The sequence below is a fragment of the Streptomyces sp. NPDC045470 genome (assembly GCF_040646595.1).
In the GTDB taxonomy this organism is placed as follows: Bacteria; Actinomycetota; Actinomycetes; order Streptomycetales; family Streptomycetaceae; genus Streptomyces.
The window spans coordinates 11,939-34,187 of the sequence record NZ_JBEZAN010000020.1; the positions used below are offsets into that span (position 1 = coordinate 11,939).

General features: G+C 68.9%; 27 protein-coding genes and 2 pseudogenes. 14 read left to right on the forward strand and 15 right to left on the reverse strand.

Annotation, left to right across the window (positions count from 1 at the left end; translation table 11 throughout):
- Window positions 1-346: 346 nt before the first annotated feature.
- From AB0A97_RS35000 to AB0A97_RS35020, 5 genes are read right to left on the reverse strand one after another with little or no spacing between them, the layout of a single operon-like run.
- Entirely contained in the window at window positions 347-964 is a 618-nt protein-coding gene (locus AB0A97_RS35000; RefSeq protein WP_361157888.1) for a hypothetical protein, read from the reverse strand.
- Window positions 965-1,444 carry a hypothetical protein gene (locus AB0A97_RS35005; protein WP_361157891.1) on the reverse strand — a complete coding sequence of 160 codons (480 nt, stop codon included), beginning with the start codon at window positions 1,442-1,444 and terminating at the stop codon, window positions 965-967.
- A 26-nt stretch (window positions 1,445-1,470) separates the two neighbouring features.
- Entirely contained in the window at window positions 1,471-1,911 is a 441-nt protein-coding gene (locus AB0A97_RS35010) for a hypothetical protein (RefSeq protein WP_361157894.1), read from the reverse strand.
- On the reverse strand, window positions 1,908-2,438 hold the full coding sequence (locus tag AB0A97_RS35015) for a hypothetical protein (RefSeq protein WP_361157897.1): 531 nt from the start codon (window positions 2,436-2,438) through the stop codon (window positions 1,908-1,910). Before AB0A97_RS35015 ends, AB0A97_RS35010 begins: the two co-directional genes overlap by 4 nt.
- Window positions 2,438-2,884: an ATP-binding protein gene (locus AB0A97_RS35020; RefSeq protein WP_361157899.1), complete on the reverse strand. Its 447-nt coding sequence runs from the start codon at window positions 2,882-2,884 to the stop codon at window positions 2,438-2,440. The genes AB0A97_RS35015 and AB0A97_RS35020 overlap by 1 nt, the downstream gene beginning before the upstream one ends.
- 289 nt (window positions 2,885-3,173) lie before the next feature.
- Between AB0A97_RS35020 and AB0A97_RS35025 the strand changes: the two genes are divergently transcribed.
- Window positions 3,174-4,496 (forward strand): hypothetical protein, encoded by a 1,323-nt coding sequence (locus tag AB0A97_RS35025; protein WP_361157902.1) that lies wholly within the window; start codon window positions 3,174-3,176, stop codon window positions 4,494-4,496.
- Here the strand turns inward: AB0A97_RS35025 and AB0A97_RS35030 are convergent.
- The 4 genes from AB0A97_RS35030 to AB0A97_RS35045 all read right to left on the reverse strand — a co-directional run bounded on the left by AB0A97_RS35030 (window position 4,493) and on the right by AB0A97_RS35045 (window position 7,467).
- Complete coding sequence (locus AB0A97_RS35030; RefSeq protein ID WP_361157904.1) at window positions 4,493-5,035, reverse strand: NUDIX hydrolase; 543 nt, start codon at window positions 5,033-5,035, stop codon at window positions 4,493-4,495. The two genes, AB0A97_RS35025 and AB0A97_RS35030, sit on opposite strands and share 4 nt — an antisense overlap.
- Before the next feature lie 123 nt (window positions 5,036-5,158).
- Window positions 5,159-5,605 carry an NUDIX hydrolase gene (locus AB0A97_RS35035; protein ID WP_361157906.1) on the reverse strand — a complete coding sequence of 149 codons (447 nt, stop codon included), beginning with the start codon at window positions 5,603-5,605 and terminating at the stop codon, window positions 5,159-5,161.
- Window positions 5,602-6,015, reverse strand: a complete 414-nt coding sequence (locus tag AB0A97_RS35040) for an NUDIX domain-containing protein (RefSeq protein WP_361157909.1) — start codon at window positions 6,013-6,015, stop codon at window positions 5,602-5,604. Before AB0A97_RS35040 ends, AB0A97_RS35035 begins: the two co-directional genes overlap by 4 nt.
- 15 nt (window positions 6,016-6,030) lie before the next feature.
- On the reverse strand, window positions 6,031-7,467 hold the full coding sequence (locus AB0A97_RS35045; RefSeq protein ID WP_361157912.1) for a Twin-arginine translocation pathway signal: 1,437 nt from the start codon (window positions 7,465-7,467) through the stop codon (window positions 6,031-6,033).
- A gap of 152 nt (window positions 7,468-7,619) precedes the next feature.
- Between AB0A97_RS35045 and AB0A97_RS35050 the strand changes: the two genes are divergently transcribed.
- The 7 genes from AB0A97_RS35050 (at window position 7,620) to AB0A97_RS35080 (ending at window position 12,198) form a co-directional block, all read left to right on the forward strand.
- Window positions 7,620-7,838 carry a hypothetical protein gene (locus AB0A97_RS35050; RefSeq protein ID WP_361157915.1) on the forward strand — a complete coding sequence of 73 codons (219 nt, stop codon included), beginning with the start codon at window positions 7,620-7,622 and terminating at the stop codon, window positions 7,836-7,838.
- Window positions 7,839-7,866: 28 nt separating this feature from the next.
- A complete protein-coding gene (locus AB0A97_RS35055; protein WP_361157919.1) occupies window positions 7,867-9,063 on the forward strand; it encodes a cupin domain-containing protein in 1,197 nt (398 codons plus the stop codon).
- Window positions 9,060-9,974, forward strand: a complete 915-nt coding sequence (locus AB0A97_RS35060) for an aldo/keto reductase (protein WP_361157922.1) — start codon at window positions 9,060-9,062, stop codon at window positions 9,972-9,974. Before AB0A97_RS35055 ends, AB0A97_RS35060 begins: the two co-directional genes overlap by 4 nt.
- Entirely contained in the window at window positions 9,946-10,782 is an 837-nt protein-coding gene (locus AB0A97_RS35065; RefSeq protein WP_361157925.1) for a hypothetical protein, read from the forward strand. The genes AB0A97_RS35060 and AB0A97_RS35065 overlap by 29 nt, the downstream gene beginning before the upstream one ends.
- 378 nt (window positions 10,783-11,160) lie before the next feature.
- Window positions 11,161-11,292, forward strand: coding sequence for a SapB/AmfS family lanthipeptide (locus AB0A97_RS35070; RefSeq protein WP_361157928.1), 132 nt, complete (start codon window positions 11,161-11,163; stop codon window positions 11,290-11,292).
- A gap of 304 nt (window positions 11,293-11,596) precedes the next feature.
- Window positions 11,597-11,809: a hypothetical protein gene (locus tag AB0A97_RS35075; RefSeq protein ID WP_361157931.1), complete on the forward strand. Its 213-nt coding sequence runs from the start codon at window positions 11,597-11,599 to the stop codon at window positions 11,807-11,809.
- A 119-nt stretch (window positions 11,810-11,928) separates the two neighbouring features.
- A complete protein-coding gene (locus AB0A97_RS35080) occupies window positions 11,929-12,198 on the forward strand; it encodes a hypothetical protein (RefSeq protein WP_361157934.1) in 270 nt (89 codons plus the stop codon).
- A 192-nt stretch (window positions 12,199-12,390) separates the two neighbouring features.
- Here the strand turns inward: AB0A97_RS35080 and AB0A97_RS35085 are convergent, their stop codons facing one another.
- A complete protein-coding gene (locus tag AB0A97_RS35085; protein WP_361157937.1) occupies window positions 12,391-13,524 on the reverse strand; it encodes a tyrosine-type recombinase/integrase in 1,134 nt (377 codons plus the stop codon).
- 1,538 nt (window positions 13,525-15,062) lie between these two features.
- Between AB0A97_RS35085 and AB0A97_RS35090 the strand changes: the two genes are divergently transcribed.
- From AB0A97_RS35090 to AB0A97_RS35100, 3 genes are all read left to right on the forward strand, one after another.
- The gene (locus AB0A97_RS35090) at window positions 15,063-15,377 is read left to right on the forward strand and encodes a helix-turn-helix domain-containing protein (protein ID WP_361157940.1); all 315 of its coding nucleotides are present in this window, start codon (window positions 15,063-15,065) and stop codon (window positions 15,375-15,377) included.
- Between the two features lie 47 nt (window positions 15,378-15,424).
- The gene (locus AB0A97_RS35095; RefSeq protein WP_361157942.1) at window positions 15,425-16,663 is read left to right on the forward strand and encodes a tyrosine-type recombinase/integrase; all 1,239 of its coding nucleotides are present in this window, start codon (window positions 15,425-15,427) and stop codon (window positions 16,661-16,663) included.
- Window positions 16,664-16,829: 166 nt separating this feature from the next.
- Window positions 16,830-16,955 carry a hypothetical protein gene (locus AB0A97_RS35100; RefSeq protein WP_361158231.1) on the forward strand — a complete coding sequence of 42 codons (126 nt, stop codon included), beginning with the start codon at window positions 16,830-16,832 and terminating at the stop codon, window positions 16,953-16,955.
- Between the two features lie 738 nt (window positions 16,956-17,693).
- On the opposite strand, the gene AB0A97_RS35105 is transcribed toward AB0A97_RS35100, so the two are convergent.
- Together AB0A97_RS35105 and AB0A97_RS35110 are read right to left on the reverse strand one after the other, a co-directional pair.
- Entirely contained in the window at window positions 17,694-18,155 is a 462-nt protein-coding gene (locus AB0A97_RS35105) for a hypothetical protein (RefSeq protein WP_361157944.1), read from the reverse strand.
- Window positions 18,156-18,321: 166 nt separating this feature from the next.
- Window positions 18,322-18,660: a hypothetical protein gene (locus AB0A97_RS35110; RefSeq protein ID WP_361158233.1), complete on the reverse strand. Its 339-nt coding sequence runs from the start codon at window positions 18,658-18,660 to the stop codon at window positions 18,322-18,324.
- Between AB0A97_RS35110 and AB0A97_RS35115 the strand changes: the two are divergent.
- Window positions 18,652-18,777: pseudogene (locus AB0A97_RS35115) on the forward strand (IS5/IS1182 family transposase); the annotation flags it as partial. The gene AB0A97_RS35110 and the pseudogene AB0A97_RS35115 overlap by 9 nt on opposite strands.
- A 574-nt stretch (window positions 18,778-19,351) precedes the next feature.
- Window positions 19,352-20,167, forward strand: a complete 816-nt coding sequence (locus AB0A97_RS35120) for a hypothetical protein (RefSeq protein ID WP_361157948.1) — start codon at window positions 19,352-19,354, stop codon at window positions 20,165-20,167.
- Window positions 20,168-20,169: 2 nt separating this feature from the next.
- Here AB0A97_RS35120 and AB0A97_RS35125 read toward each other — a convergent pair whose 3' ends face one another.
- Entirely contained in the window at window positions 20,170-20,442 is a 273-nt protein-coding gene (locus tag AB0A97_RS35125; protein ID WP_361157950.1) for a nitroreductase/quinone reductase family protein, read from the reverse strand.
- A gap of 58 nt (window positions 20,443-20,500) precedes the next feature.
- Window positions 20,501-20,917 (reverse strand): nuclear transport factor 2 family protein, encoded by a 417-nt coding sequence (locus AB0A97_RS35130; protein ID WP_361157953.1) that lies wholly within the window; start codon window positions 20,915-20,917, stop codon window positions 20,501-20,503.
- 71 nt (window positions 20,918-20,988) lie between these two features.
- Between AB0A97_RS35130 and AB0A97_RS35135 the strand changes: the two are divergent.
- A pseudogene (locus AB0A97_RS35135) lies at window positions 20,989-21,278 on the forward strand (ISKra4 family transposase); the annotation flags it as partial.
- Window positions 21,279-21,416: 138 nt separating this feature from the next.
- Here the strand turns inward: AB0A97_RS35135 and AB0A97_RS35140 are convergent.
- Window positions 21,417-22,172: a GAF domain-containing protein gene (locus AB0A97_RS35140; RefSeq protein WP_361157955.1), complete on the reverse strand. Its 756-nt coding sequence runs from the start codon at window positions 22,170-22,172 to the stop codon at window positions 21,417-21,419.
- Window positions 22,173-22,249: the final 77 nt, after the last annotated feature.

Here is a 22,249-nt window from a genome sequence, read left to right on the forward strand (position 1 = left end):
GCGCGCCCCCCGGGGCGCCCCCCCCCCCCCCGCGCCCCCGCGGGGGGGGGGGGGGGGCGGGGGGCCCCCCCCCCCCCCCCCCCCGCCCCCGGCCGGCCGGTCCGCCTCCCCAGACGGACGGCCGGCACCTTCCCGGCGTGCGATGGCCGGGAAGGCCGCAGCGCGCGGCCCGCCCGCTCCCGCTGTGCGGAGCAGGCCGCTCTCCCCGAGAGCGAGCCGGTGCCGGTGCCGGCTCCTCGGGAGGTGGGCAGCCGCCACGGAGGGGGACGGCCGCCCTGGGCACGGGAGCTACTCGTGCCCGCCCGCGCGACGGTGACCCGCGGCACCGTCTGCGGAAGTCTGCGTATCAGGGTCTTCGGCTCCCGACGCACGGCGGGAGCTGCGCTTCGATCATCCGGTCCAGGGAGGGCAGACGCGTCGGGCGGCGGCGCAGCAGGGAGGACGCGGTGGGCTCGCTGCGCAGGATCTCCATGCCGTGGCGGGCGCCGAGGTCGTCGGCCACCGGCCCGTCGGACAGCCACGCGCACACCCAGCCCACCTGCTCGTGGCGGGCGGCGTAGTCGGTGAACCAGGCGGTCAGCAGCGGTCCGTACATCGCGGCATCGGGTCCGTCGAGGTCCGCGTAGAGCATGTCGATCCACAGCGCCAGCCCGGAGCCGGAGTGCAGGCGAAGCTGGCGGTCGCGGGTGGCGTTCAGGGACACCAGGGCGCAGCACCGCAGCTGGGCGTGCTCCAGCAGCGCCCAAGTCATCGGCAGCCCCTCGGTGTCGAGCGCCCCGAGATGGAGGAGGAGCGGGTTGTCGGCGGGATTGCCGGGCAGGGGATGACGGCTCGTCCACGGGGGGTGCGCGGCCACGAGCTGTCGTACGCGGGCGTGGTCGGCGTATTCGGCCGGGCGGACCAGGTAGCGCGGTGCGGCCCCGGGCGTCGGGGTGCCGGCCGGTACGGGGGCGGTGCCGGACATCTACGCGGCCCGCCTCTCGGTGACGATCAGGCCGTTGTGCAGCCGCAGGGACGTGCCGTTGGCGTAGCCCTTGAGCGCGGCCTCGATCAGCGGCGCCTGTTCACCGCAGTGCTCGGCCAGGTCGCCGACCGGCGACCACCGGTAGTGGTTCAGGCCGCCCGCCAGGCTCAGGCGGCAGCTGTGCGGCACCCGGGGGAAGAGGTGCACCCGGTCGATGCGCAACGGGTCGCCGTCGGCGGGTGGCGGAGGGTCGCCGATGTCCTCGGCGAGGACCCGGCCGGCGGCCAGGGACAGCCCGGTCTGGGCCTCTACCGTGGCCATCAGCTCATAGGGGTCGCTGACCTCCAGGTCCGCGATGCCCGGCAGCCGGTACAGGCCGCCCGGCATCGCGGCCCGTACGACCAGAACGTCGTCGCCGGGCGTCAGCACCAGGGCAGACAGCGTGTATCGCACCTTCACGACGGGACTGAGCCAGTCCATCAAGTCCTCCGGGGAGTGGGGCGGCGTCAGGCCGCGGGGAGCAGAGGGGAGACGATGCGGTGCGGCCCGAGCGCGTCGGGCGGCCGTTCGACCACCGGGCCCTGGCGGATGAGGCGCTGGGCGGGCTCGGTGCACATCGCGCAGCCGTACACCGCGGCCCGGCACTCCCACCACGACAGCAGCCGCGGCGACGGGCCGGTCCCGGTGCGCCAGGTGCGTACCGCGATCTCGAAGGCGCCGATCAGTTCGGTGGGCACGCCGCTGCGGCCGCACCACAGCCAGCACAGTTCCGCGCCGACACCGTCCAGGGCGCGTCTGATGTACCGGCGCGTGCACGGCTCGCACGCGTACAGCGGCACCGTCTGGCCCCAGGCCCGTGCCACGCCGGCCCACGTCAGCGGGCGCGGCCGCGAGGGCTTGCAGGCCAGCCAGCACAGCCCCCGCACGATCGCCTCCGGGCCCGTCACACCGCACCGCCTACGAGTACGTGCTCGCCCGCGTCGGCGGTCGGCGTGACCACCGGGAGGGCGGTGGCACGGCACCGCACCGCGAAAAGGTGACGGACACCGTCGTCCGCGGTGACGCCGATGCTCAGGGAGGAGCGATGACGGGCCAGGTAGGCGGCGTACTGCTGCCGGGCGCGGGCCTGCCGCAGGTGCTCCAGCTCCAGGCGCAGCGGGTGGCCCGCGGCCACGTCGAGGCGGCACAGCCCGCGGTAGAGCCAGTCCACGGCATGCGTCGCGTGCTGCGCCCGGCCGTCGTCCGTCTCCAGGTAGCTGTCCGGCCACCCGCCGGCCGACTGCGCGTACCCCACCCACCACGTGAGCAGGCACGCCCCATCCGGAAGCGGCGCACCCCAGTCGACGCTGACACCGCGCCCGCTGACGAACACCGGCGGGGCCTCGGGAGCCGGGGGCGTACGGACCGCGTCCCCGGCCGTCGGACGGGCCGGGCGCGGGCGGAGCAGGGGACGGCCCCAGGCGAAGCCGAGCATCAGGCACTCTGCCTTTCACCGTTGGTGCCGGGCTCCGGGGCTGGGAACGTGCAGATCACTGCCTTTCCAGAGGAGGCGACCTCTACGGTCAACCGTCCTCGCTGTTCCTGCACGGAGAACTCCACGAGCGCCAGACCGCGCCCGGCTTCTGCTGCCAGGTCGGTGCACAGAGCGAGGCGAGGCTCATTGCACGACTCGTCCGTGACCACGAGGCGGATCTCGTGCTCGCTTGCCGCATATCGGAATTCGGCGGAGACCGTGCCGTCGCCGTGCCGCAGGGCGTTGCCCAACAGTTCGGTGACTACAAGGCCCAGAGTGTCGGCCAAGTCCTCGGACGGCCAGCGCTCGTGGACGAAGTCGCGACCGAGCTGACGGGCCCCGGGTACGAGCTGGTAGTGCTCGTCGGTGGCCTCCTCGCCGGGCGCCCGTTGGATCGTCAGCTTCACAGAGCCGTCACCCGACGGTTGTCGGGGCACCCCTTTCCGCAGGCGTACGGGGAGCCTCTGTACCGGGGTCGGTTCACTGTGCTGCGCGACCCGACGCAAAGGACCGAGACCGCAGGCAGCTTTTCTTCCAGCAGTCATCACTGCTCGCTCGCCTTCTGGACGCTTCTGGGGGAGAGCTGGCCGAACTGCTTCCAAGGCTGGAGAGGAACAGGGAGGATGCCTACACCCATTGGGTTACCCCAAGTGGGTAAACTGACCGGTCAGTTGAGAATCGGTAGGAGCCGGGCCCGTGGCCAGTCTGAACGACATCCCCCGTGAGCTTCCTCCGGCGCTGCTGCGCAGCGCGGAATTCGTCGAAGCGTGCCGAGTGCGCGACTTCGGGCTCATCTTCCAGCTCATGTATCGCAAAACAGGCACTCCCCAAGGCCGCATCGCGGTCCTCTGCGACCTGACACCCGGCCGCGTAGGAGATGTCATTCAGGGGCGGCGGAGGATTTCGAGCATCGACGTGATTGAGCGCATCGCTGACGGCCTACGTATCCCCGGAGCCATGCTCGGCCTGGCACACCGTCCATGGGAACTGCCGCCGCAAGTTGTAGCTCAGCCTCCTGCGCCGGATGCCCCAAGCGAAGCGCCACTACAAACGACTCGGCGATCCGCCGCCCTGGACGACGTGCTGGCCGTCACCGATGACTCCGATGTCACGCCGTCTACCGTCTCCGCCCTGCGGTCATTCATCACGGATTACTGGCGTCAGGACGACGCTCACGGAGGCGCCCTTCTCCGGCCGGCCGTCGTCGGGCAACTGCACTACGTTCAGCGTCTGCTGCGGCGCGGCAACGCGCACGGCCTGAAAGCTGACCTCCAGGCGATCGAGGCTGAGCTTGCGCGCCTGGCCGGGTGGGCCTGTTTTGACGCCCGGCAGTACAGCAAGGCCCAGGCGTACTTCACCGAGGCACTGGCCAGCGCGCAGAACTCTGGAGACCCACAGTTCATCGCCAACATCCTGTCCTGCATGAGCTTGCAGGCCACCTACGAGGAAGAGGCGACTGAAGCGGTAGCGCTCGCCCACGCCGCCCAGGACGCCGCCCGCAACTCGTCCGGCTCCGCCCTCGTAATGTCGATGCTCTACATGCGCGAAGCCTTCGCGCAGGCCGTCCTGCGGGACGAGGCGGCCTGTCAACGATCCGTGACACGCGCACACCGGCACTTCGAACGTGCCAGCACCGAAGAAGCCCCAGCATGGGTTCGCTACTTCGATGAAACCAAGCTGATTGTGGACACCGGAATCGCCCTCGCCCAGCTCGGGAAAACCCGCGAGGCCGAACCGCTGATCGCTGAGGGGCTGCGCCGCGAGAACGACGCCGAGCAGCGCGGTAACCAGCAGCGCGGCCGAGCGTTTCACGCCTTCTGGCTCGCCTCGACGCAACTGCAACGCGGCGACATCTCCCGGGCGTGCGATGCGGCCACCATGGCGCTCGACCTGGCGAGCGCCATCAACTCACCGCGAGTCACTGCCCATGTGCGTGACTTTCACGCACAGCTACGTCCGTACGCCCGGGAGACGCCGGTCATCGCCTTCGAGGCGCATATGCGGAAGATGCTGACCTAGCTTGCCCCACCTGTCATCTCGTCCAGCAACAGGTAGAGCACACCGACCAAGGAGCCGCTGCTCACGATCTCCTTGCGGTCGATCATGCCCTTGAGGTCAGCGATGGGAACCCACTCCACCCGATCGGACTCGTTCAGCTCGGTGGGCGGGCCGACGTACTCAGCGGCCTCAGCCCGAAAGACATGGTGCTCGGAGTCCGTGATCCCGTTGGCTGGCTGGGCATAGATCAGCGGCTTGACACCCTCGACGCGCCACCCGGTCTCCTCCCGTGCCTCGCGGATCGCCGCCTGCTCGGGAGTCTCGCCCTCCTCTATCAGCCCCATCGGCAGCTCCCACGCCCACGTGTCCGTGATGAACCGGTGGCGCCACATCATGAGCACGCGTTTCTGGTCATCCACAATCGCGGCAACAGCCAGATGGCGCATACGTACGACGTGGTGTTCCCAGCGGCGACCGTCCGGCTGCTGAACATCGACGAACCACAGATTGACCCACGGGCTCTCGTAGATCGGCCGTTCACCATGGATCTGCCACTGCATCCTTCTGCCCCTCTCAACCGTGTGCCCCCAGCATCTCAGGATGCTGGGGGCAGGTGGCCAGCCAAGGCGGGGGAATCGGTCGTGCGTACGCCCTCAGCGTGCTCGAAGGGGACTATCGATGCGCTATTCGAGCGTCTGTGCGCCGTGGTCTGCCAGCAAAAGGGCGAGCGGTCCGGCCAGCAGGAGAAAGCGTCCGTCGGCCGCGGCGGTGAGGGCGTCGGCCATCGGCCACCAGCTCAGCTTGAAGTCCTGCTCGGACGGGCTCAGTTCCTGCGGGACCAGGGTAAGGTCGCGTGCTGCGAACAGGTGGACGCGGGCAGTGGAGGCCAGGGTGATGGCGTAAGAGCCGAGGGGGCGCCAGGTGCGGGCGGTGGCGCCAGCCTCTTCCCGCAGCTCGCGGCGGGCGCACTCCCTGGGGCTCTCACCGTCCTCCCGACGGCCGCCGGGCAGGAAGAGAAAATCGCCGCCGTGCCGGGGAAAGTGGGCGCTGAGCAGGGCGACGCGGCCCGCTGCGTCCATCGCGACGACCACGGAGGCGTCGCGGGTTGGCCCGCCGTCTGCGTGGTTCATGGAAGGACGGGTGGGCTTGTCTGCTGTGGGGTGGAGTGGTGGAGGTGGATGGCTTCGACACACCAGGGCGGGACGCGCAGGCGCGGCAGTACTCGGGGCTGGAACCAGGCGAGCATGATGCCCTCGGTCACCTCGATGCGGGCGGCGTCTCCGTTCCAGGAGGCGGCGAAGACTTCGATGTCGGCTCGGTCGTTGCCCTGCTGCACCGTGGCCAGGGGGCGCAGGTCGGGGAGGGTGAGGCCGGCTTCTTCCTGAAGCTCGCGGGTGATGGCTTCGTAGGGGGTTTCCCCGGCCTCCAGCTGGCCGCCAAGGAAGGACCAGTGGCCGGGCCAGCAGATTCCGTCGATGTTGTCGCGCAGGTGAAGCAGGTAGGCGCCGTCGCTGTTGCGGATCGCTGCCGCCACGCCCATGGCCCTCTCCTCGAATCAGGCGGTGCTGGCGCCGTACGGATCGATGGGCGCAGGCAGGTCGCGGAGTTGTTCGTGCAGGTCGGTGACGCTGGCGGCCGGTGCGGCAGTGGTGGCCAGAGCGGTGTCGAGCTGGCTGAGGCGCCGTCGGGCGGTGGAGCGCAGCCGGGCGGGGGGCACGCGGGCGAGGACGTCCAGGGCGCGTTGTGCGGCGTCCTCAGGGCGGCCGGCGGCTTCGGCGCGGGCGAGGACCAGGGTCGCCGCTGCCCAACCGGGGGTGCCAGCGGGCTTCTGCGCGGCTGAGGTCTCCGCTGTGCGAATAGCCTGGTCGCTGCGGCCGAGGATGAGGTGCGCCTCGGCCTCGTGCAGGGCGCGCTCGGCTTCGTCGAAGCCGAACCGCCCTGCTGCGGAGCCGACGGGGTCGGCGTCCAGTTCGTCCAGGGCGGCGGCGAGTGCCGTGTCGGCGTCCTGGCCGCGGCCCTGCTGGGCGAGGACGGGCAGGCGGGCCCAGGAGTGGATCTGGGCGCGGGGCAGTCCGCGCGGGGCGAGGGTGAGGGCTTCCTCGGCGTGCTGGGCCGCGGCGTCGAGCTGGCGGTCGGCCAGGGCGACCATGCTGCGGGCGCCGCAGGCCCAGGCCGTCAGCCGCATGTCGCCGGTGCGCTGGCCGTAGGCGTACGCGGTGGCCAGGTGGGCGCGGGCGCCGGGCCCGTCGTCGAGGTGGGCGGCGAGGTTGCCCAGCAGGGCGGACAGGTAGCCGATGCTGCGGCGCAGGTCGCGGGCGCCGGGGGCATCTGCGCCTGCGGTGGCCAACGCCAGCGGTTGGTTCAGCAGTCCCCGGGTGGCGTGGACCTCGTTGAAGAGGATCTGTGGGGGGTGCTTGCTGTAGTGGAGGGCGTAGTGCTCGACGGCGGCCTCGGCCAGTTCCGCCACGGTGGTGCTGCCGGTCGGGTCGGCGAGCAGGGCGAGGCTGAGGGATTCGCGTACGGCCGGTAGTCCGGCGGCTGTGGTCATCGGCTCCACCCATTCCCGAGGCTGCGGTGCGTGGCGACCGTATCGGATCAGAACCCGGGGTTGGGGCCGTGCGGCGAACGGGTCACCGGGACGGTCGAGTCCGAGCTGTTCGGGCCGGGCGCCGTAGACGCGGCACAGCATCACCGTGTACTCGTCGCCGGGGCGTTCGTGCGGGTCGTGTTCCCAGCGGCAGAGCATGGACTCCGACAGGGCGGGGGAGCGCAATCCGTCGGCACGGTAGAGGGCCGCGATGCGGACGATGGTCTGCGCGCGCGACCAGCCCAGGGCCAGCCGCCAACCCTCCAGGACGGAGACCTCGGGCAGTGTGCCGCGGATCGCGGTGAGCGTGCGGTGCACACCCCACCCGTGCTGCTGGCCCCGGTTGCGGATGGCGGCCGCTTCCCGGCGGATCTCGGCGCGTCGTGAGCGGGCTACGGCAGGCATACGGCTCCCGGTGCGCGGCGACGGGGCGGTGGCGCCCACGCTAGCGCCTGCGCTGGCGGGCGGAAGGCGCATCCGGGCGGCGCACAGCATCATGCCAGCGCACTCCAGTGGGCGCAGCAATTGCGGTTGGCCCGCAATGAGTTGAGCAGCAGGTGGCAATGACGCGCGTGGTGCGGCGGCGGCAGTCTGATGAGCGCAAGGTCCTGCGTCACCCGACCATCAAGGAGCACGAGATGGCCAACCCCACCCCTTCGAACAGCAGCCAGAACAGCGGGCTGGTGCGCGCCCGCACCCGGATCAACGGCGCGCGCAACCGCGGCGCGACCCCGTCCGACGGCGGCGGCACCGGCCGTACCGACGGCAACGACTGACGCCGACCGGCTGAGGTGAAGAGCTGAGATGACCTTCGTGTCTCTCGCGGAGCGCCTGGGCCGGGACACGTTCCCGGCCCGGGTGCTGCACCGCGACTACCGCCATGTCCCCGGCGCGCTGTCCGAGCAGGAATCCGGCGCGCTGTGCTCCTTCGACACCATCAACGACGTGATCGCCACACATCGCCTGGAGCCGCCGCGACTGCGGCTGTCGGCCGGCGGCGAGATGCTGGCCCCACACCGCTACGCGGTCCCGGTGGTCACCCGCCGCAGCACCGTGTGGCAGCGTACCCACCCCGCCGAACTGCACGAGCGCCTGGCCGACGGCGCGTCCCTGGTGGTCGATGCGATCGACGAACTGCACGCCCCCATCGGCGCCCTCGCGCAGGGCCTGGAGGGCTGGCTGCGCACGCACGTCCAGGTCAACGCCTACGCGTCCTGGACATCGACCGAGGGCTTCGGCACGCACTGGGACGACCATGACGTCATCGTGGTCCAGGTCGCCGGGGCCAAACGGTGGCGGCTGTTCGGGCTGACGCGCACCGCGCCGATGTACCGGGACGTCGCCGAGCCAGAAGGCCCGCCCCCGGGCCCGGTGGCCGACCTCGTCCTGCACCCTGGTGACGTGCTGTACCTGCCGCGCGGCTGGTGGCACGCGGTCACCGCCGACCAGGGCAGCGCCTCCCTGCACCTGACGTGCGGGATCGGCACCCACACCGGGGCCGACCTGATCCGCTGGCTATCGGACGAGCTGCGCGCCAGCGACCGGGTCCGCAGCGACCTGCCCGTCCACCGCTCCGCCGAGGAACAGCACGAATACCTCGCCGCCCTGGGCAAGGAGATGGCGGCCGCGCTGGAGGGCCCGGAGCTGCTGTCCCGGTACGCCGCCGCCCAGGACGCGGACGACCTCGGCCGCCTTCGGCCCAGCCTCCCCCAGGTGAACGGGGCGCTGAAGGTACCGGGGGCCCGGGTGCGGCTGACGACGGGACGCGGGCGGCTGGACGTGACGGCGGACGCTGCGGTCTTCACCGCGGCTGGCCATGTCATCGAGTTCGCTCCGGCCGCGGCGCCGCTGCTGCGGCATCTGCTGACGGCCCCGGCCGGGGCCTGGATCACGTGCGCCGAGCTGGCCGGGCTCGCCAGGCTTCCGCTGGGGGATGTCGCCGCGGTGGTGGGGGAGCTGGTCCAGGGCCAGGCCGCCACGCTCGCCGCGGAGCAGCGGTGACGGCGGCGCTGGGGCTGGGCACGCACCGCGTCCGGGAGGTGGCCGTCGCCGTCGAGCTGGCGGCCGCCTCTCCCGCCCCGTGGATCGACACCGCCCCGAACTACCTCGGCGGCCGGGCGCACGACCGGCTCGCCCCCGCGCTCGCCGCCCACCCGACGGTGCCGGTCGCGACGAAGGTGGGGTTCCTCAACGCGGTGGCGCTGTCCCTGGGACGGGCCGCGGGCGTGGTGCCCGCCCCGGACGTGGCGGCCGGTCACAGCCTCGCCGCCTCGTACGTACGGTGGCAGGCCGAGCAGAACCGAGCCGCATTGGGCCGCGGGCGGCTGGCAGCCCTGTTCCTGCACAACCCCGAACGCACCTGCCGCCCCGACCGGCTGCACGAGCAACTGCGGGAGGCGTTCACCGTCCTGGAGGAGCTGGCGGCAACGGGAGCCGTGCAGACGTACGGCGTAGCCACCTGGAACGGCTTCGACACCGGGGTCTTCACCATCGCCGACCTCGACCGCCTGGCCACCGAAGCCGCGGGCCGTCCCGACCACCACCTTCGGGTGATCCAGCTCCCGGTCAGCCTCGTCGCCGCCGACGCCTTCACCCTGGCCCTGCACGGACGGGGGCCGATCACCGAAGCAGCCGGCCGCGGCTGGGCCGTGCACGCCTCCGCGCCCCTGCACGGCGGAGAACTGCCCCACCTGGCCACCCCCGAGCTCGCCGCACTGCTGAACCCGGGGCTGAGCATCGCGCAGGCGTGCCTGCTCGCCGTCGCCTCCTGCCCCGGAGTCTCCCGAGTCCTGCTCTCGGCCTCCCACCGGGCACACTGGAACGCCGCCCTCGGCGCCCTGGCCGCCGACCCGATCCCGCCCACCAGATTGCGGAGCGTCCTGGATGTACTCGCCGCCCCCCGACCCGGCTGACTCACACCGCCTCGCCGACGCCCACGACAAGGCCGCCGCCGCCCTCGGTGTTACCCACAGCGGCCCGCTGACGTGGGGGTGGCACGGCCGGACCCTCAGCCGCCGCGCCGAGCACCCCGAGCACGACGCCTGCTGGCTGCGGCTGCTGGCCGCCCCGGCCGACAAGGCCGGCGGCAAGCTGTGGACCGGCACCGCCGACGCCGCCCGCAGCGTGCCGAGCGCGGTCCGCCGACCGGTGCTGCACGGCCTGCACGACCACACGGACGGCACGTACGCCTACCGGGCCGAGCTGACCTCCTACGTCGACGCACCGATCTGCGCGCCCAGCCCCGTGATCCGCCAGGAACTCACCCTGGCCCCCACCTGGTGGTCGACGCTGCGCGAGAGCCTGACCCACCTCGCCGCGGTCCGCACCGACCGGGTAGCGGTGCGCCAGGAATGGATCGACCGGTCCGTGCCCCGCTTCACCGGCGCGCCCGCCCCGCAGATCACTGAATGGGCCACCGCTCACGGCGACCTGCATTTCGCCAACCTCACCGCCGATGGTCCCGTGATCATGGACTGGGAAGGCTGGGGCGTCGCCCCGCTCGGCTATGACGCTGCTCTGCTGTACGTCTACAGCCTCCTCGCCCCCGCCACCGCCACGCGCGTGAAGCACGAGTTCGCTGACATCCTCGACTCCCCGCAAGGCCAAGCCGCCCAGGTGATCGTGGTCGCCGAACTGCTCCAGTCCGCTTCCCGCGGCGACCACCCGGACCTCGTACCGCCATTGCGGGCGCTCATCAAGGAGATCAGCGAAACGCTATAGGCGTGCTGCGCTGCGGGCTATCTGCCGCCGGAGTCTGCGAATCGACGGCCGCCGCCAGCTCGACGTCATGGGGCGACGAACTGCTTGCTTCGTTCGAGCGGCATCTGGCGCCTGCGGGACGCCGGTCTGCTGGATGAGGTGGTGCGGCTGGCGGAGCCCTGTATCCCGTGTCCCAGCATCCGAGGCTCCACTGGCCCCTCGATCAGGGTTGTGGACCGATGGCCTCGGCGTCTCAAGTTGGCCGGTTTCGCCGTATTCCGGGGGCAGTCGTTTCCTATACTGACCGCTACCAGGGGCAATGGCCGCTCCTCGGCGGCCCTAGCGGTGCTTCGTGCCCCGCATCCCACGTGTGACCCCTCACGGAATAGGGAGGCCGTCATGGCACTCCTCGATCTCCAGGTCTTGCCTATGCGTCGTTTCGGTCGCGACGACGGCGACCAACTTCGCGACAGCACAACTAGCATGGCCGGGTGCTTTAGTGACTTCAGCATCCTCTTGTGTTACCCGTGACTGCACCACGCTGAGGCCCCACCGCAGCCCGGCATCCGCTCCGCGCTGCCGTGCTCGACGCCGCCCCGGGCTCTCGCTTGGGCGATTCCCGACGGGGCCAGACACCAACCCCAGGGTGAGACGCTCAGTGAGTTCATACCGGACAAGTACCCCGGCCGCCCTCCGGCGCAGCATGCGGCAACCAGATACTGCAAGGATGGAGCACCGCCTCTTCACCAGTGGGCAGCCAACGCCTGCGAACCCGCGACGGGGACCGCGCTCGGTTTGACCGACGTTGCCCCGCCTGTCACGGTCCCCTTCGCGCATGACCCGGGCCCTGATCGCCGACGACACGGGGACGTGCCGGGCCCACGACGGCGACCGGGAGGAGGCCGCGCGCATCGCGGCCCAGGCGTACGCCGAACTGCCCGTCGCCTACCGCTCCGGGCTGACCCGTACCCGAGCGCTGGCGCTTCATCACAGCCTTCCCCACCACACACGAGGGCGCGACGACCTGGCGGCCGCGCTGGCACCGTGACGAACTGCCCGAAGGTGCTGAGCGACATCGGTGCTCCACAGAGGGGCTACGGCAGAGTGTTCACCGCGGCCGGATCGGCTCGGTACGCTCGGTCCGTCGGTCGGCGTGGAGGCGCGAGCATGAGTGATCATGAGGTCGAGTCGGTCGAGGCCGCCGAACGCCGCCTTCGCGCAGCGACGGACGAGATCGCGAAATGCGCCCTGTGCGCCGCCTACGCTGCGGTGTCCGGGGACGTACATGAGCACGCGAACGAGCAATGGCTCACTGTCGATGGCCTAGAAGAGAACCACAAATGCCGGGCGCACCCCGAGTGGTACGAAGCCCTGCGTGCTCTCACAGTGGCTAAACGCGCGGCCGCTTCGGCCGCGGTGCCGCGGTCGGAGCGGTGATCGTCGGCCACGCGCCGGTCGTGGAAACTCCGGCCGTCGGCGGGCTCCGCGGCTGCGCTGGTCACGGTGGTGCTCCTCTCATCCCGTCCGGTCGTCGTCAGGATACGGACAGGGGACGGCCACACGCCCCGGGTTCGCGTTGCCGCGCTCGGTGGGCAACTGGGCCCGTGCGGGCTGTGGCGGTCACCGCCGTCACGGTGCGTCCAGTTGCTCGGCCATGGAGGCGGCTGCGTCGTAGGCGGGGCTGCCTTCCAGCGCGCCGCGGCGCTGGTTGTACCGCTGTGTCGTGCGCGGGTCCTTGTGGTCGGCCCAGTGCTGGATCTTCTCCGGGCGGGCGCCGGGCCGGTCGTACGCGTGGGTGATCGTGGAGTGCTTCAGGGAGTGCGGGCCGATCCTCTTCTGCGGCAGACCGGCCCGTTTCGCGGTGGCCCGGATCGCGCGCCACTGCGACGCCTGGTCGAGCCGCTGACCGGTGCTGGTGCAGAAGATGAAGCCCTCCGTACGGTCGCCGATGAGGGCCTGGAGGGCGTGCCAGACGAACGGCGGCACCGCCTTGGTGACCCAGGTGCCGCCCTTGACCTGTACTTCCAGGATGTGGTGGCCCTTGTCGTAGCCCAGCTTCTCGATCCGCGCGCCGAGTGCGGCGTCGATGCGCAGGCACAGGTGGTACAGGACCAGGATCAGGGCGTAGAGCCGGAACGCCGTACGGCGGCACGGATGCTCGTGCCGGGCGGTGCGCGCCAGCGTGACGTACTCGGCTTCGGTCAGGCCCTCGGTGCGGGTGAACAGCGGGTCCATGGCCGGGTACAGCACCCCGTCGAAGGGATTGCTGTCCATCGCCTCCCTGGGCAGGACCCGGGTCTGCAGCACGAACTTGAAGAACGAGGAGTTGGCGGAGAGCACGTTGTGCCGGGTGGCAGCGTCACGCGGCCCGCCCTCCGGCACGCGCCGGCCGCCGCGCCAGACGAGGGTGGGCAACGTCTTGAGGTGGCTGGCGAAGGTGTCGGCGACCAGGAACGTGAGGGCGAGCGGGTGCACGCCGCGCTCTCGCAGGTAGCCCTCCAGGACCTTGAAGTTCTGGGCGTACGTCTTGCGGGTGCCGTCCGAGCGCTGATGGGCGATCCAGGCCGCGGCGAGGGTGGGCAGCGCATCGCGCTCGCCGTAGAACTCGGCCAGGTACGCGTACAGGCGCCGGACCTGCGGCGGCCAGTCCTCGCGTGCGTCGCCGGCCAGCCGGGCGAGGCTCGCACGGGCGGAGCGCTCCGCGCCGTCCGCCGCGAGGGCCAGCGCGTACGCCTCGGGGCCCTCGATGGGGACGAGTGTCACTGCGCGGCTTCTGCGGGGGCGAAGGGTGCAGCCCAGGCGTCGAACCCCGTGTCCTGCTGCTCTGTGTTCAGGGTGGGGACTCCGGGGCAGATGCCGACCTCGGAGGTGGTCCAGGCGCGATGGGCTCGGTGCGGCTCCGTCCGGCCGGACGGCGTTGACTCGCTTCCTGGCTTTCGGGGCTGCTGCACGTGAACCCTTCGTGTCGGCCGGCTTGACGGTAGTCCGGGCGGAATGGCGTGAGGCTACAGGAAAATCGCAATTTTCATGTATGACTGCCCCTGGCCAGTGCGTTCTTACCGACGAGGAACTGCGCCGCACAGTCGATAAGTTGACATAAGACGGCGAAGAGCAAGTATCGAGCCCCGCGCCTTCGAAGCTCCGCGCAGTGACACGGCCACTGCGCCGGGTTGGCGGCCCTTCGCAGCCGGAGAAGACGGCGAGTCTAGGTCCTGAGGCGGCCCGTGATGACCCACAGTCGAACCGGACATGGGCAAGTCGCAGAGCGCAGTTCACGGCGGTCCGATAGCGTGCCTTCGCCAGTCTCCAGCATCGCTAATGGCGGCCAGGGCATAATGGCGAAGAGCTCAACTTCTCCGACCCATACGCAAGGTCTTAGCGTACATTCCGATGTGGGGTGAGGGGCGTAGTCCCCGTAGATGTGCTCTCGCCGCAAGGAGGCACCGTGGGCATCACATCCCTGCCTGCCTCTCCGTTAAGCCTGACCTTGGTGCGCTGATACGGGGCAGACCAGGCGCCCGCCGGCTGAAGATGCCCCAGGGGCAGCTCGCGGCGCTCGTGGGCTACTCCGCTTCGTGGGTTTGCCGCGTCGAAGTACCCGCCATGCGGCGTCAGCCAGAGAGCCGCATGCCGATGAGGGCGCCGGTGCGCGACTGTCGCGTTCCCCGCTCGCATGGTGCGGGACGCCTATCAGCCTATTCGCTCACGGCAGACGAGGAAGAACCACAAAGGAATGGAACCTTTTCCGGGGTTATGTGAACGTATGACACCCCCGGAAAGCCAGGGCTCATCAACAGCTCACCGGGCGACATGTGAGGAGTCTGTTCTGTCGGCCCGCGCTCTCCGTTCCGTTCGGACAACTACCTTGGCGACCAGATCGCCAACGCACGTTCCGCGCGCACGCAAGTCGGCTACGGCGTAGTTCGTCTGCCAGCCCTTTTGTGTGTACGCGCCACCGGCCGCTTCGGTGCGATGAATCGCAGCCGAGGCCGGACTGGATGCATTGTCGTTACGAGGGGTTGAACGTCACCGTTCGACAGGTCTGCTGGTTAAGGAACACGAGCATCAGGCACGGGAGAAGCCTACTGGCCGGCACCACTAGCGACGGCCAGCGCGTCATCTTAGGCGGTATGTGAGGAACATAGCCGACGATCCCCGGTTAGGGAAACCGGGGATCGTCCGGACACTCGAACAGTCCGCAACCGGCTGCGCTTGGCGGTGGAGCCAAGCGGATACGAGCAACGTCGAGCTCGCGCGCCGACGTCGCTGCACACTGTCCTGCCGATACCCGGAAGCGCCCCATGACTGCAAACTCATTGTCTTCCCTGCCTGCCACCGTCTCCGTCCTCGGCCCAACGGGTGCCGCGCAAAGAGCGTTCCTGAACCTGAAGGAAGCGGCGGAGTACCTCGGTCTCTCGCCGAACACGCTTTATGTATGGCGGCACCGACGGCAAGGACCGCCGAGCTTCCGCATGGGCGTTCGCGGCCGAGTGATGTACCGGCTGGAAGCGCTCGATGCCTGGGTTCGAGAGCAAGAGCTGGCCGACTCTCGTTCCAACACTTCCCTGAACCCGGTGAGCTCCGCGCCGCGCCTCAGCCGCACTGCCGCCACCTGACACATCGCCGCCTCTTCTTCGCCGATCGAATCGAGGAAAGTTCTTTTTTGGCTGGGTACGTAGAAGACCGCTGGATCAAGAAAAAGAAGGACTCTGTCACCGGTAAGCGGGAGCGCACCAGCCGCTACGGCAAGGGATCTCGCTACAGAGTTTCGGGGATCCCGGGGGTGCGGGACAGGTCGTTCGAGACGCTGGAGGACGCGAAGGCGTGGCTACGGCGGTCCAGCACCGATCAAGAGCGTGGGGAGTTTGTCGACCCCCGTGACGGGTCGATTCTTCTGGAAGACTACGTGCAGCGCTTCTGGTTCCCCGGCATGTCTGGCTCTATCAAGACCCGGCAGAATCAGAGCAGGAAGGTGCTGCTTCACGTCCTTCCGCACCTGGGTCAAGTCCCGCTGAGGGACGTAACGGCTGCTCGACTTCGCGCCTATATCGCTGACTTGGAGAAGTCCTGTTCGCCGCAGTACGCGCGAGCCATCCTCGGGGCTCTGTCCAATATCTTCGAGACAGCCATCGATGACAAGCGATTGATCCGCAACCCCATGCGGGCAAAATCGGTCCGCTGGCCCAAGGCTGACGAAGTGAGACGCGAAGCGTGGCCCTTGGAGACGGCTCGCCAGATGCGGGACAGCATAAGCGATCGCTACCGGATAACGGTGGTTCTCGGCGTGGGGTGTGGTCTGCGGCAGGGAGAAGTCTTCGGGCTGAGCCCAGATGACATCGACTATGAAAAAGGTGTCATCTATGTGAGGAGGCAAGTTCAGACATTTTGTGGACGCCTCTACTTCACTCTCCCGAAGGGTGGTAAGACACGTGTCGCAGATATGCCTGTATCCGTCGCCTGCGAGTTGAGGGAGCACTCCGAGAAGTACCCGGCGGTGGAGGTGGAGCTGCCATGGGGTGAGCCCGGTAAGCCGACGAGGACGGTCCTGCTGCTGCTCACGACCAGGTTCGGCAATGCCGTCGCGGTGAACACGTACAACACCTACATCTGGAAGCCTGCGCTGGCTCGCGTTGGAATCATCCCTCCGCGGCCTGCGGGTGCGAAGCCGTGGCAGTGGAAGGCTGCGCACCGGGACGGTTTCCATGTGCTGCGGCATACGTACGCGTCGCTGGTCCTTGAAGCCGGCGAGTCGGTGGTGACCTTGGCCAGGTGGCTGGGTCACTCGTCCTCGGTGATCACGCTCAGTCACTATGCTCACTTCATGCCGGAGGCCGGCGGGCGAGGGCGTCGGGCCATCGATGGGTTGCTCGGCGACCCGGTGGACACTGTGGTTGAAAATTGAAACTCCCCAAATTCTCCCCAAGGCCCTCCGGCGGCCTTTCGGGCTAAGGGGGTGGCCGGGGCGGGATTCGATGCGGTCGTATCGGTATGCTTGCATCAGTATCTGTGGACCGAATCGACCGCACGTCGCTGACCTGCGACGAAGCCCAGGAAGTAGCCTGATCCGCATGTTGTCCGAAGTCACCGCGACCCGCTACGTCACACCCTTGCGTGAAGGCGGGTCGCTTCCGGGGATCGTCGAGGCCGACGATCTCGGTACGTACGTCATGAAGTCGTCTATCGCACTGGGCTGACCTGCGCGTATGCGCTCTCGCGTGTCTGTGACCTGCAGCGATGCCTCTTTCTGCGTCTTTCAGGGCCGTGCCGCGTTATGCGGCCGATTCTCCCCAACCACTCCCCACCGGGGGCCATACTCCCCCAATTCTCCCCAGGGAGCACTCGCCGCAGACGTCGGCAACGTGCGCTATCAGCCCCTCCGCTGAGCTTCCGCCGCGCACGCTGCGTGACGCAGTCGAGCCTTCCGGTGGCGCGTGGGCCTGGTTTGGTCACGTAGGAGCTACGCCCGGGAGCCGGATCGGGTTGTGTGCTGTTCTTTCTATCGGCGGGCCGCGGTTGGTGCTGCGGACCCGCGCGTGTGCTGCATGGGTGCCCGCAGGTCTAGAGGCGGTTCAGGTAATGTGCTCCTCCCTTGGTTTCGCGTCGGCTGCAGCTCGTCCTTTTCCTGGCGGATGATGTCGATGTCGGAGTGGGGGAGGCTGCTGTCCCTTTGTGGGACGGCGGCCTTGCTGCATGCCTGAGAGGTTCACTTCGATCCCAGGGCGGTACCGCTCAGGACGCTACGGGCCTTCGATCCCGCCAGAGCGAAGAGGATGCGGGGCTGACTTCGGCATGGTGACCTTGGCGATCCCCGCAGAGATGTCCGTCCCAATGGTCGCCACGTCGGTGAAGGTCACATTCCACCTGCGGTTCTGCAGCCGCTGCTGTTCGCGGCGGAGCGCGTCATGCAATGTCCGCATGCCCGGGTCGAGAATTCAGGTCCCGTCCCGGTAGTGCTCGAACCCGAGGCGCGACCACGCGCGGCCAAGGCGAGCGCGAGCCGCAGCGAGGGCCGCCTCGTCCGCTTCCCTCCAGGAGCCCGTAGGAGGCATGGGGGCGTCGTCCAGGGGTCCGGGGAACAAGGCGATCACCCCAGCCCCGTGGCTGAGGTAGTCCAGGGCCAGCCCGGTGAGGTAGACGCCGAGCCCCTGTCCGCGAAAGCGCCGGTCCATCCTGACGCGGTCAACGATCGGGGTCTTGCCCGGAAGAGCGAGGTCCTCGTACAACTCGTCCCGTAGGCCCCCCTGCTCGGGGTCGTACAGGGCGGTCCCGATCTCGCAGAGATCGACGCTGACGGCGTCGAGGCTCTCGACGATGTCCGGCGAGCGCCAGTGGTCGACGACGTACAGCTCGATCGTCCCGAAGCAGGGGCCGGGGCCTTCGTCCTTGAGGTGCATGCTGATGTCCCAGCGCTGGACGCTGTCGTCGTGCCACGGCGCGAGCCAGTGCTCGCTTGAGTAGCTGAGGATGATGTCGTCGATGCCTACGGTCTGTACCCATGCGCAGGGGGCAGCCTGATCCTTGGCCGGCGGCGCCTGGACGGGGGCGGTATGCGGACGCCGCTCACAACTCCTCGCTCTCAGGGCGAGCGTGCGGGATCAGCGGTCGCGTGCTCTCGTGTTCGGTGACGATCAGTCCGGCCGTGGAGGCCGGGAGCACCTGGGGGGTGGTGAGGATGATCTGGGCGTCGTCGCCGGCGGTCACTGCACAGACCTTCAGGGCAGCGTTGACAAGGCGCTCGCCTTCGGGGCCGCCGCCGAGGCCGTCGAGCCACTGGGTGGCGGGCAGGCGGACGAGCGGCATGGTACGGGCGGCTTCGAGGCACATGAGGTGGTAGGCCGTGTGGGCCAGGCTCACCAGGCCCGCGGACCGGGCGAGTTGCTCCATCGACCGGTCGAGCACGTCTTCGCCCGCATGAAGACATGGAAGATCCTCCGTGACTGCCGCCTCAAGGGCGACGGTGTCCACCACGCCATGCTCGGCATCGCCCGGATGCACAACCTCGCCCTCGCCGGATAGGTCGTAGGCAGCAGGGTGGCTGGCCCGCTTGCACGAGGCGACTCCAAGATCTTTGTGGGACAGCCCTTAGGTGGGCGAAGAGAAGTCTCGTCCGGCATGGTGCGTTTGCCTGGAAGGTGACGCAGGATACGGGCAAATATGTACCGGCTTGACTCGGTGGGCTCGAAACCAGGCCCCTTGGGCAACACCTGTTGGGGGGAGGGAAGTTCACGCCCAGCAGAACGACGGATCTTGGGGCGGGACGGCGCTCTCGCCCCTACTGTCTCTTAGTGTGACTGACATCACGACTGCTTCCCGGGGTGGGGCGAGCGCCTATCGCGGAGTCAAGTTGGCATGGCGAATCTTTCGGCAACGTAAGTGGCTCTCGTACCTCCGCTTGCAGGCCGTACTGAGGGCTCTGATGACGGCCGAAGGGCCCGTGCCTGCGGCCGTTAATGAAGCCGCACTAACGATCTGCGCAATACTCGACACTACTGAAGTTCCCATGGAGGTCGCGCGGGGCCGCATGGTCCGGATGAGGCGTTGGCTCCGGGAACGGATCACCCATGGCGTTAGGTATCCCAGATTTGACAGTGTGTTCCGCGATACCTACTGGGATCGCTTGCGGCTCTGGGGTGAGGCCGCAGCCCGACATCCTGGAGGTGTTAAGGCGCTCAATCATGCAGGTTTCTTGCCGGGGTACTCGGATACGGACCGCGCTCGGAAATTTGCTGACCGGCTGGTCGCTTACACGCAGCGTCTACTCTTGGATCACGGCCTGCCGGAGCAGCAGAACCGTGTTCGTGACGAAATGGCCAGTGAAGTGTTCCGCGGGATACCGCGCTCGGAGTTGAGTAACCGTGAGCGGTACCGGCAAATTACCGTGCGCTCGTTGACTTACGGCATCGGATCGTCACTTTTCACGCTGCTAGCTTTCGGGCAAGACCTGGATAACTCGGCCATTTTGGGTGGAGTGGCGGCTACCTCTGCCGCGATCACCGACATCTCTCACGGAGGGCTTGGTCGACTCAGTGGGCCGATGCTTGCTGCGCGTCGGCAGGCAAGGGACTGGTTGGCTTCAACTTTGCCGCTCTGGCTCCTGGCGCACGTCACCTGGGCCGAAGGTGCAACACCTCCTAAACCTGGCCGAGCAATCGACTGCCTTGCGCATGTTCTGGCGGCCCTAACAGCGGGGGAGGCGAAACTTAAAGGCCCTCACGAGGGCGAGCAGGTCGTTCGGCACTTAAAGCACTTGATCGAATCAGCCGATCGCGTCGGGGATGCAGCCCTGCATACAGTGTTAATGAACGTAGAGGGCGCCATAGTTTTCAGTCCGGACAACATCGCAAAATCACTCAGTGCTCTGCATTCCCTAGCCGCAGGAGTCCCCGACCTTTCAGGGCCGAGTTAAGTTTATGTCGCCACGTCGCTGTAGAGTACGGGAATTTGTACGACCGCACCACGCGACCTGGTGCTGTCGGCTGCGCGCCAGGTGAGGGTGGCGTGCGGGTGGTGCAAGAGGTTGGTGGACCAGGCGGGGTGGTGGTCGCGGCCGAAGTTGGTGGGGACCACCAACCAGCTGCCGTCGGCGAAGGCGTACAGGGGGACTGTGTGGCACCGTCCGGTGCGGCGGCCAGGCGCCGGGCGTATTCTGTGGTTGTGGCCAGTGCGGGGCTGCGATCGCACAGTGGCACCGGCGCACGCCAGTCAGCGTTTTCCCCGCTCAATCACCCCTCGCGAGGATTCAGTCAGGGGCTGCCGCTGTGATGTGGCTCAGCACGCACAGCCAGCGGCCGTCCCGCTTCACGAACACATCAGTCGTCCACTCGTCAGCGTCAAAGCTCTGTCCCCGGTAGTGGGCCGTGTTCGTCACTCGTCCGGTGAAAACCGCAGTATCGCCGTACACCCGGACCCTGGCCTGATTCACGAGGTTCATGGCCGAGTGGGTCAGCTCCCCGGACTCGACGACCGCGAGAAAGTCTTCCCTGCAGGCGACGCCCGATGCCGAGACGATCACCCACTCGTCGGCCATGAAGCGGCCGATCCGTGCGGCATCGTTGGAGACGACCGCAGCCGCCCAGTCCTCCGCGACAGTGATGAGCTGAGCGCGCACCGTGTCGTCTTCTGGACCCTTCGGGGGTGTGCCAGCGTAGTCGCCCACCGCTCGATCCTAGCCGGAAACGCAGTCTGCGGCCCCCTGCCAGCCCTGCTGCAGTGAGGTCCGGCCGGCGCCCGAGAGCAGAGCGGAAATGGTGTGTCGCTTCGGTGAGCCGTCCTCCGGAGCAGGTTGTTGCCGAAGTCTTCTCCCCGAGGCCCGCAACGTCTCGGGACTGGATCGTGCTCGTTGACGGCACACGCCGCCAGCCCGAGATCTGGCCCACACCGAAGCCGCCCGCCGCGGCATCCACCCTCACGTGCTGCTCGGCTTCGTCATCGCCGTCGAGTACGGTTCGACGGCCGCGCACGCCACCCACCCGGTCGGCAGTCGTGAGGCCGAGATCTGGACCGCAGAAAAACTCACCGTGACCCATACCGCCTGTGAACATCAACGCCTCCGCCTCGGCCCTGACCGGCCAGAAATACAACCTCACTGCTTGACCACAACCGTCACTTCAGAGGATGCGCACCGACATCCGTTGTGCTCAGGTCGTCGGGGGCTGTCAGGTGTCGGTGGGGCCGGTGCCGGGTGGGTCGGGCAGGTGCAGGTTTTCGTGGACGATGGCGTGGGCGAGGGTGGTGAGGTCGGTGTCGGTGGTGTGGGCGTGGGCGCGCAGGAGGGCGAGAGCTTGGCCGGTGGTGAGGGTGTGGCGGTAGCTGATGATGCCGGTGGCCTGGTGGACGACGGCGTCGGCGGGCAGGTACCAGGCGTAGGTGAGGTCGTCCTCGGCAGGCTGGGGGGCGGCCAGGAGCAGGAGTTCCGCGGCGTCGGTGTGCAGCTGGGCGGTGTGCAGATCGGCCGTGGAGAGCGGGCCGGGCTGGTCGCGGTAGAGGGTCAGGGCCACTCCGGACTGCTGGGCGGGGTCGGGGCCGTGGAGGGCGGGCAGGGCGAAGGCGGCGCGGATGTGGTGGGCCTGGGCCTGCTGGGCGAAGACGGGCCACTGGCGTGTGGTGTGGGGGTCGGCGAGATCATTGGCGAGCACGGGGGTGCCCTGGGTCAGGGCCTGGACGCAGGGGCCTTCACCGAGGTTGATCTGCAGTCTCTCGCCGTGGTCGGCCAGCGGGCCGGCGGCGCACAGGGACGCCCGTTGCGCCAAGGCCGCATCGGCCGCCAGGGTCAGGCCCACAGAGTAGGCGTCGTGCACGGCGGTGCGGCAGGCTTCGCCGAGATGCCGGGCCGGGTGGGGCTGGCCGGCGTAGCGGGCGGCCAGGGCGACGGCTTCCGCCCGGGACCGGCTCACCGCGGGCTCGGCGCACAAGCGGGCGGGCGTGCGGTGGGGTGGGCACACATGGGTGTGTTCCGATCTCCGGCATTCACCGCCGATGCTGCCCTGAC

Bases quoted from the DNA above. Each gene is read 5' to 3' on its own strand.
- AB0A97_RS35070 (WP_361157928.1), top strand. From the start codon at position 11,161: ATGGCACTCCTCGATCTCCAGGTCTTGCCTATGCGTCGTTTCGGTCGC.
- AB0A97_RS35075 (WP_361157931.1), top strand. From the start codon at position 11,597: ATGACCCGGGCCCTGATCGCCGACGACACGGGGACGTGCCGGGCCCAC.
- AB0A97_RS35015 (WP_361157897.1), bottom strand. From the start codon at position 2,438: ATGCTCGGCTTCGCCTGGGGCCGTCCCCTGCTCCGCCCGCGCCCGGCC.
- AB0A97_RS35035 (WP_361157906.1), bottom strand. From the start codon at position 5,605: ATGAACCACGCAGACGGCGGGCCAACCCGCGACGCCTCCGTGGTCGTC.
- AB0A97_RS35105 (WP_361157944.1), bottom strand. From the start codon at position 18,155: ATGCACCTCAAGGACGAAGGCCCCGGCCCCTGCTTCGGGACGATCGAG.
- AB0A97_RS35055 (WP_361157919.1), top strand. From the start codon at position 7,867: ATGACCTTCGTGTCTCTCGCGGAGCGCCTGGGCCGGGACACGTTCCCG.
- AB0A97_RS35100 (WP_361158231.1), top strand. From the start codon at position 16,830: ATGTTGTCCGAAGTCACCGCGACCCGCTACGTCACACCCTTGCGTGAA.
- AB0A97_RS35030 (WP_361157904.1), bottom strand. From the start codon at position 5,035: ATGCAGTGGCAGATCCATGGTGAACGGCCGATCTACGAGAGCCCGTGG.
- AB0A97_RS35065 (WP_361157925.1), top strand. From the start codon at position 9,946: ATGTACTCGCCGCCCCCCGACCCGGCTGACTCACACCGCCTCGCCGAC.
- AB0A97_RS35040 (WP_361157909.1), bottom strand. From the start codon at position 6,015: ATGGGCGTGGCGGCAGCGATCCGCAACAGCGACGGCGCCTACCTGCTT.
- AB0A97_RS35080 (WP_361157934.1), top strand. From the start codon at position 11,929: ATGAGTGATCATGAGGTCGAGTCGGTCGAGGCCGCCGAACGCCGCCTT.
- AB0A97_RS35000 (WP_361157888.1), bottom strand. From the start codon at position 964: ATGTCCGGCACCGCCCCCGTACCGGCCGGCACCCCGACGCCCGGGGCC.
- AB0A97_RS35045 (WP_361157912.1), bottom strand. From the start codon at position 7,467: ATGCCTGCCGTAGCCCGCTCACGACGCGCCGAGATCCGCCGGGAAGCG.
- AB0A97_RS35005 (WP_361157891.1), bottom strand. From the start codon at position 1,444: ATGGACTGGCTCAGTCCCGTCGTGAAGGTGCGATACACGCTGTCTGCC.
- AB0A97_RS35090 (WP_361157940.1), top strand. From the start codon at position 15,063: ATGACTGCAAACTCATTGTCTTCCCTGCCTGCCACCGTCTCCGTCCTC.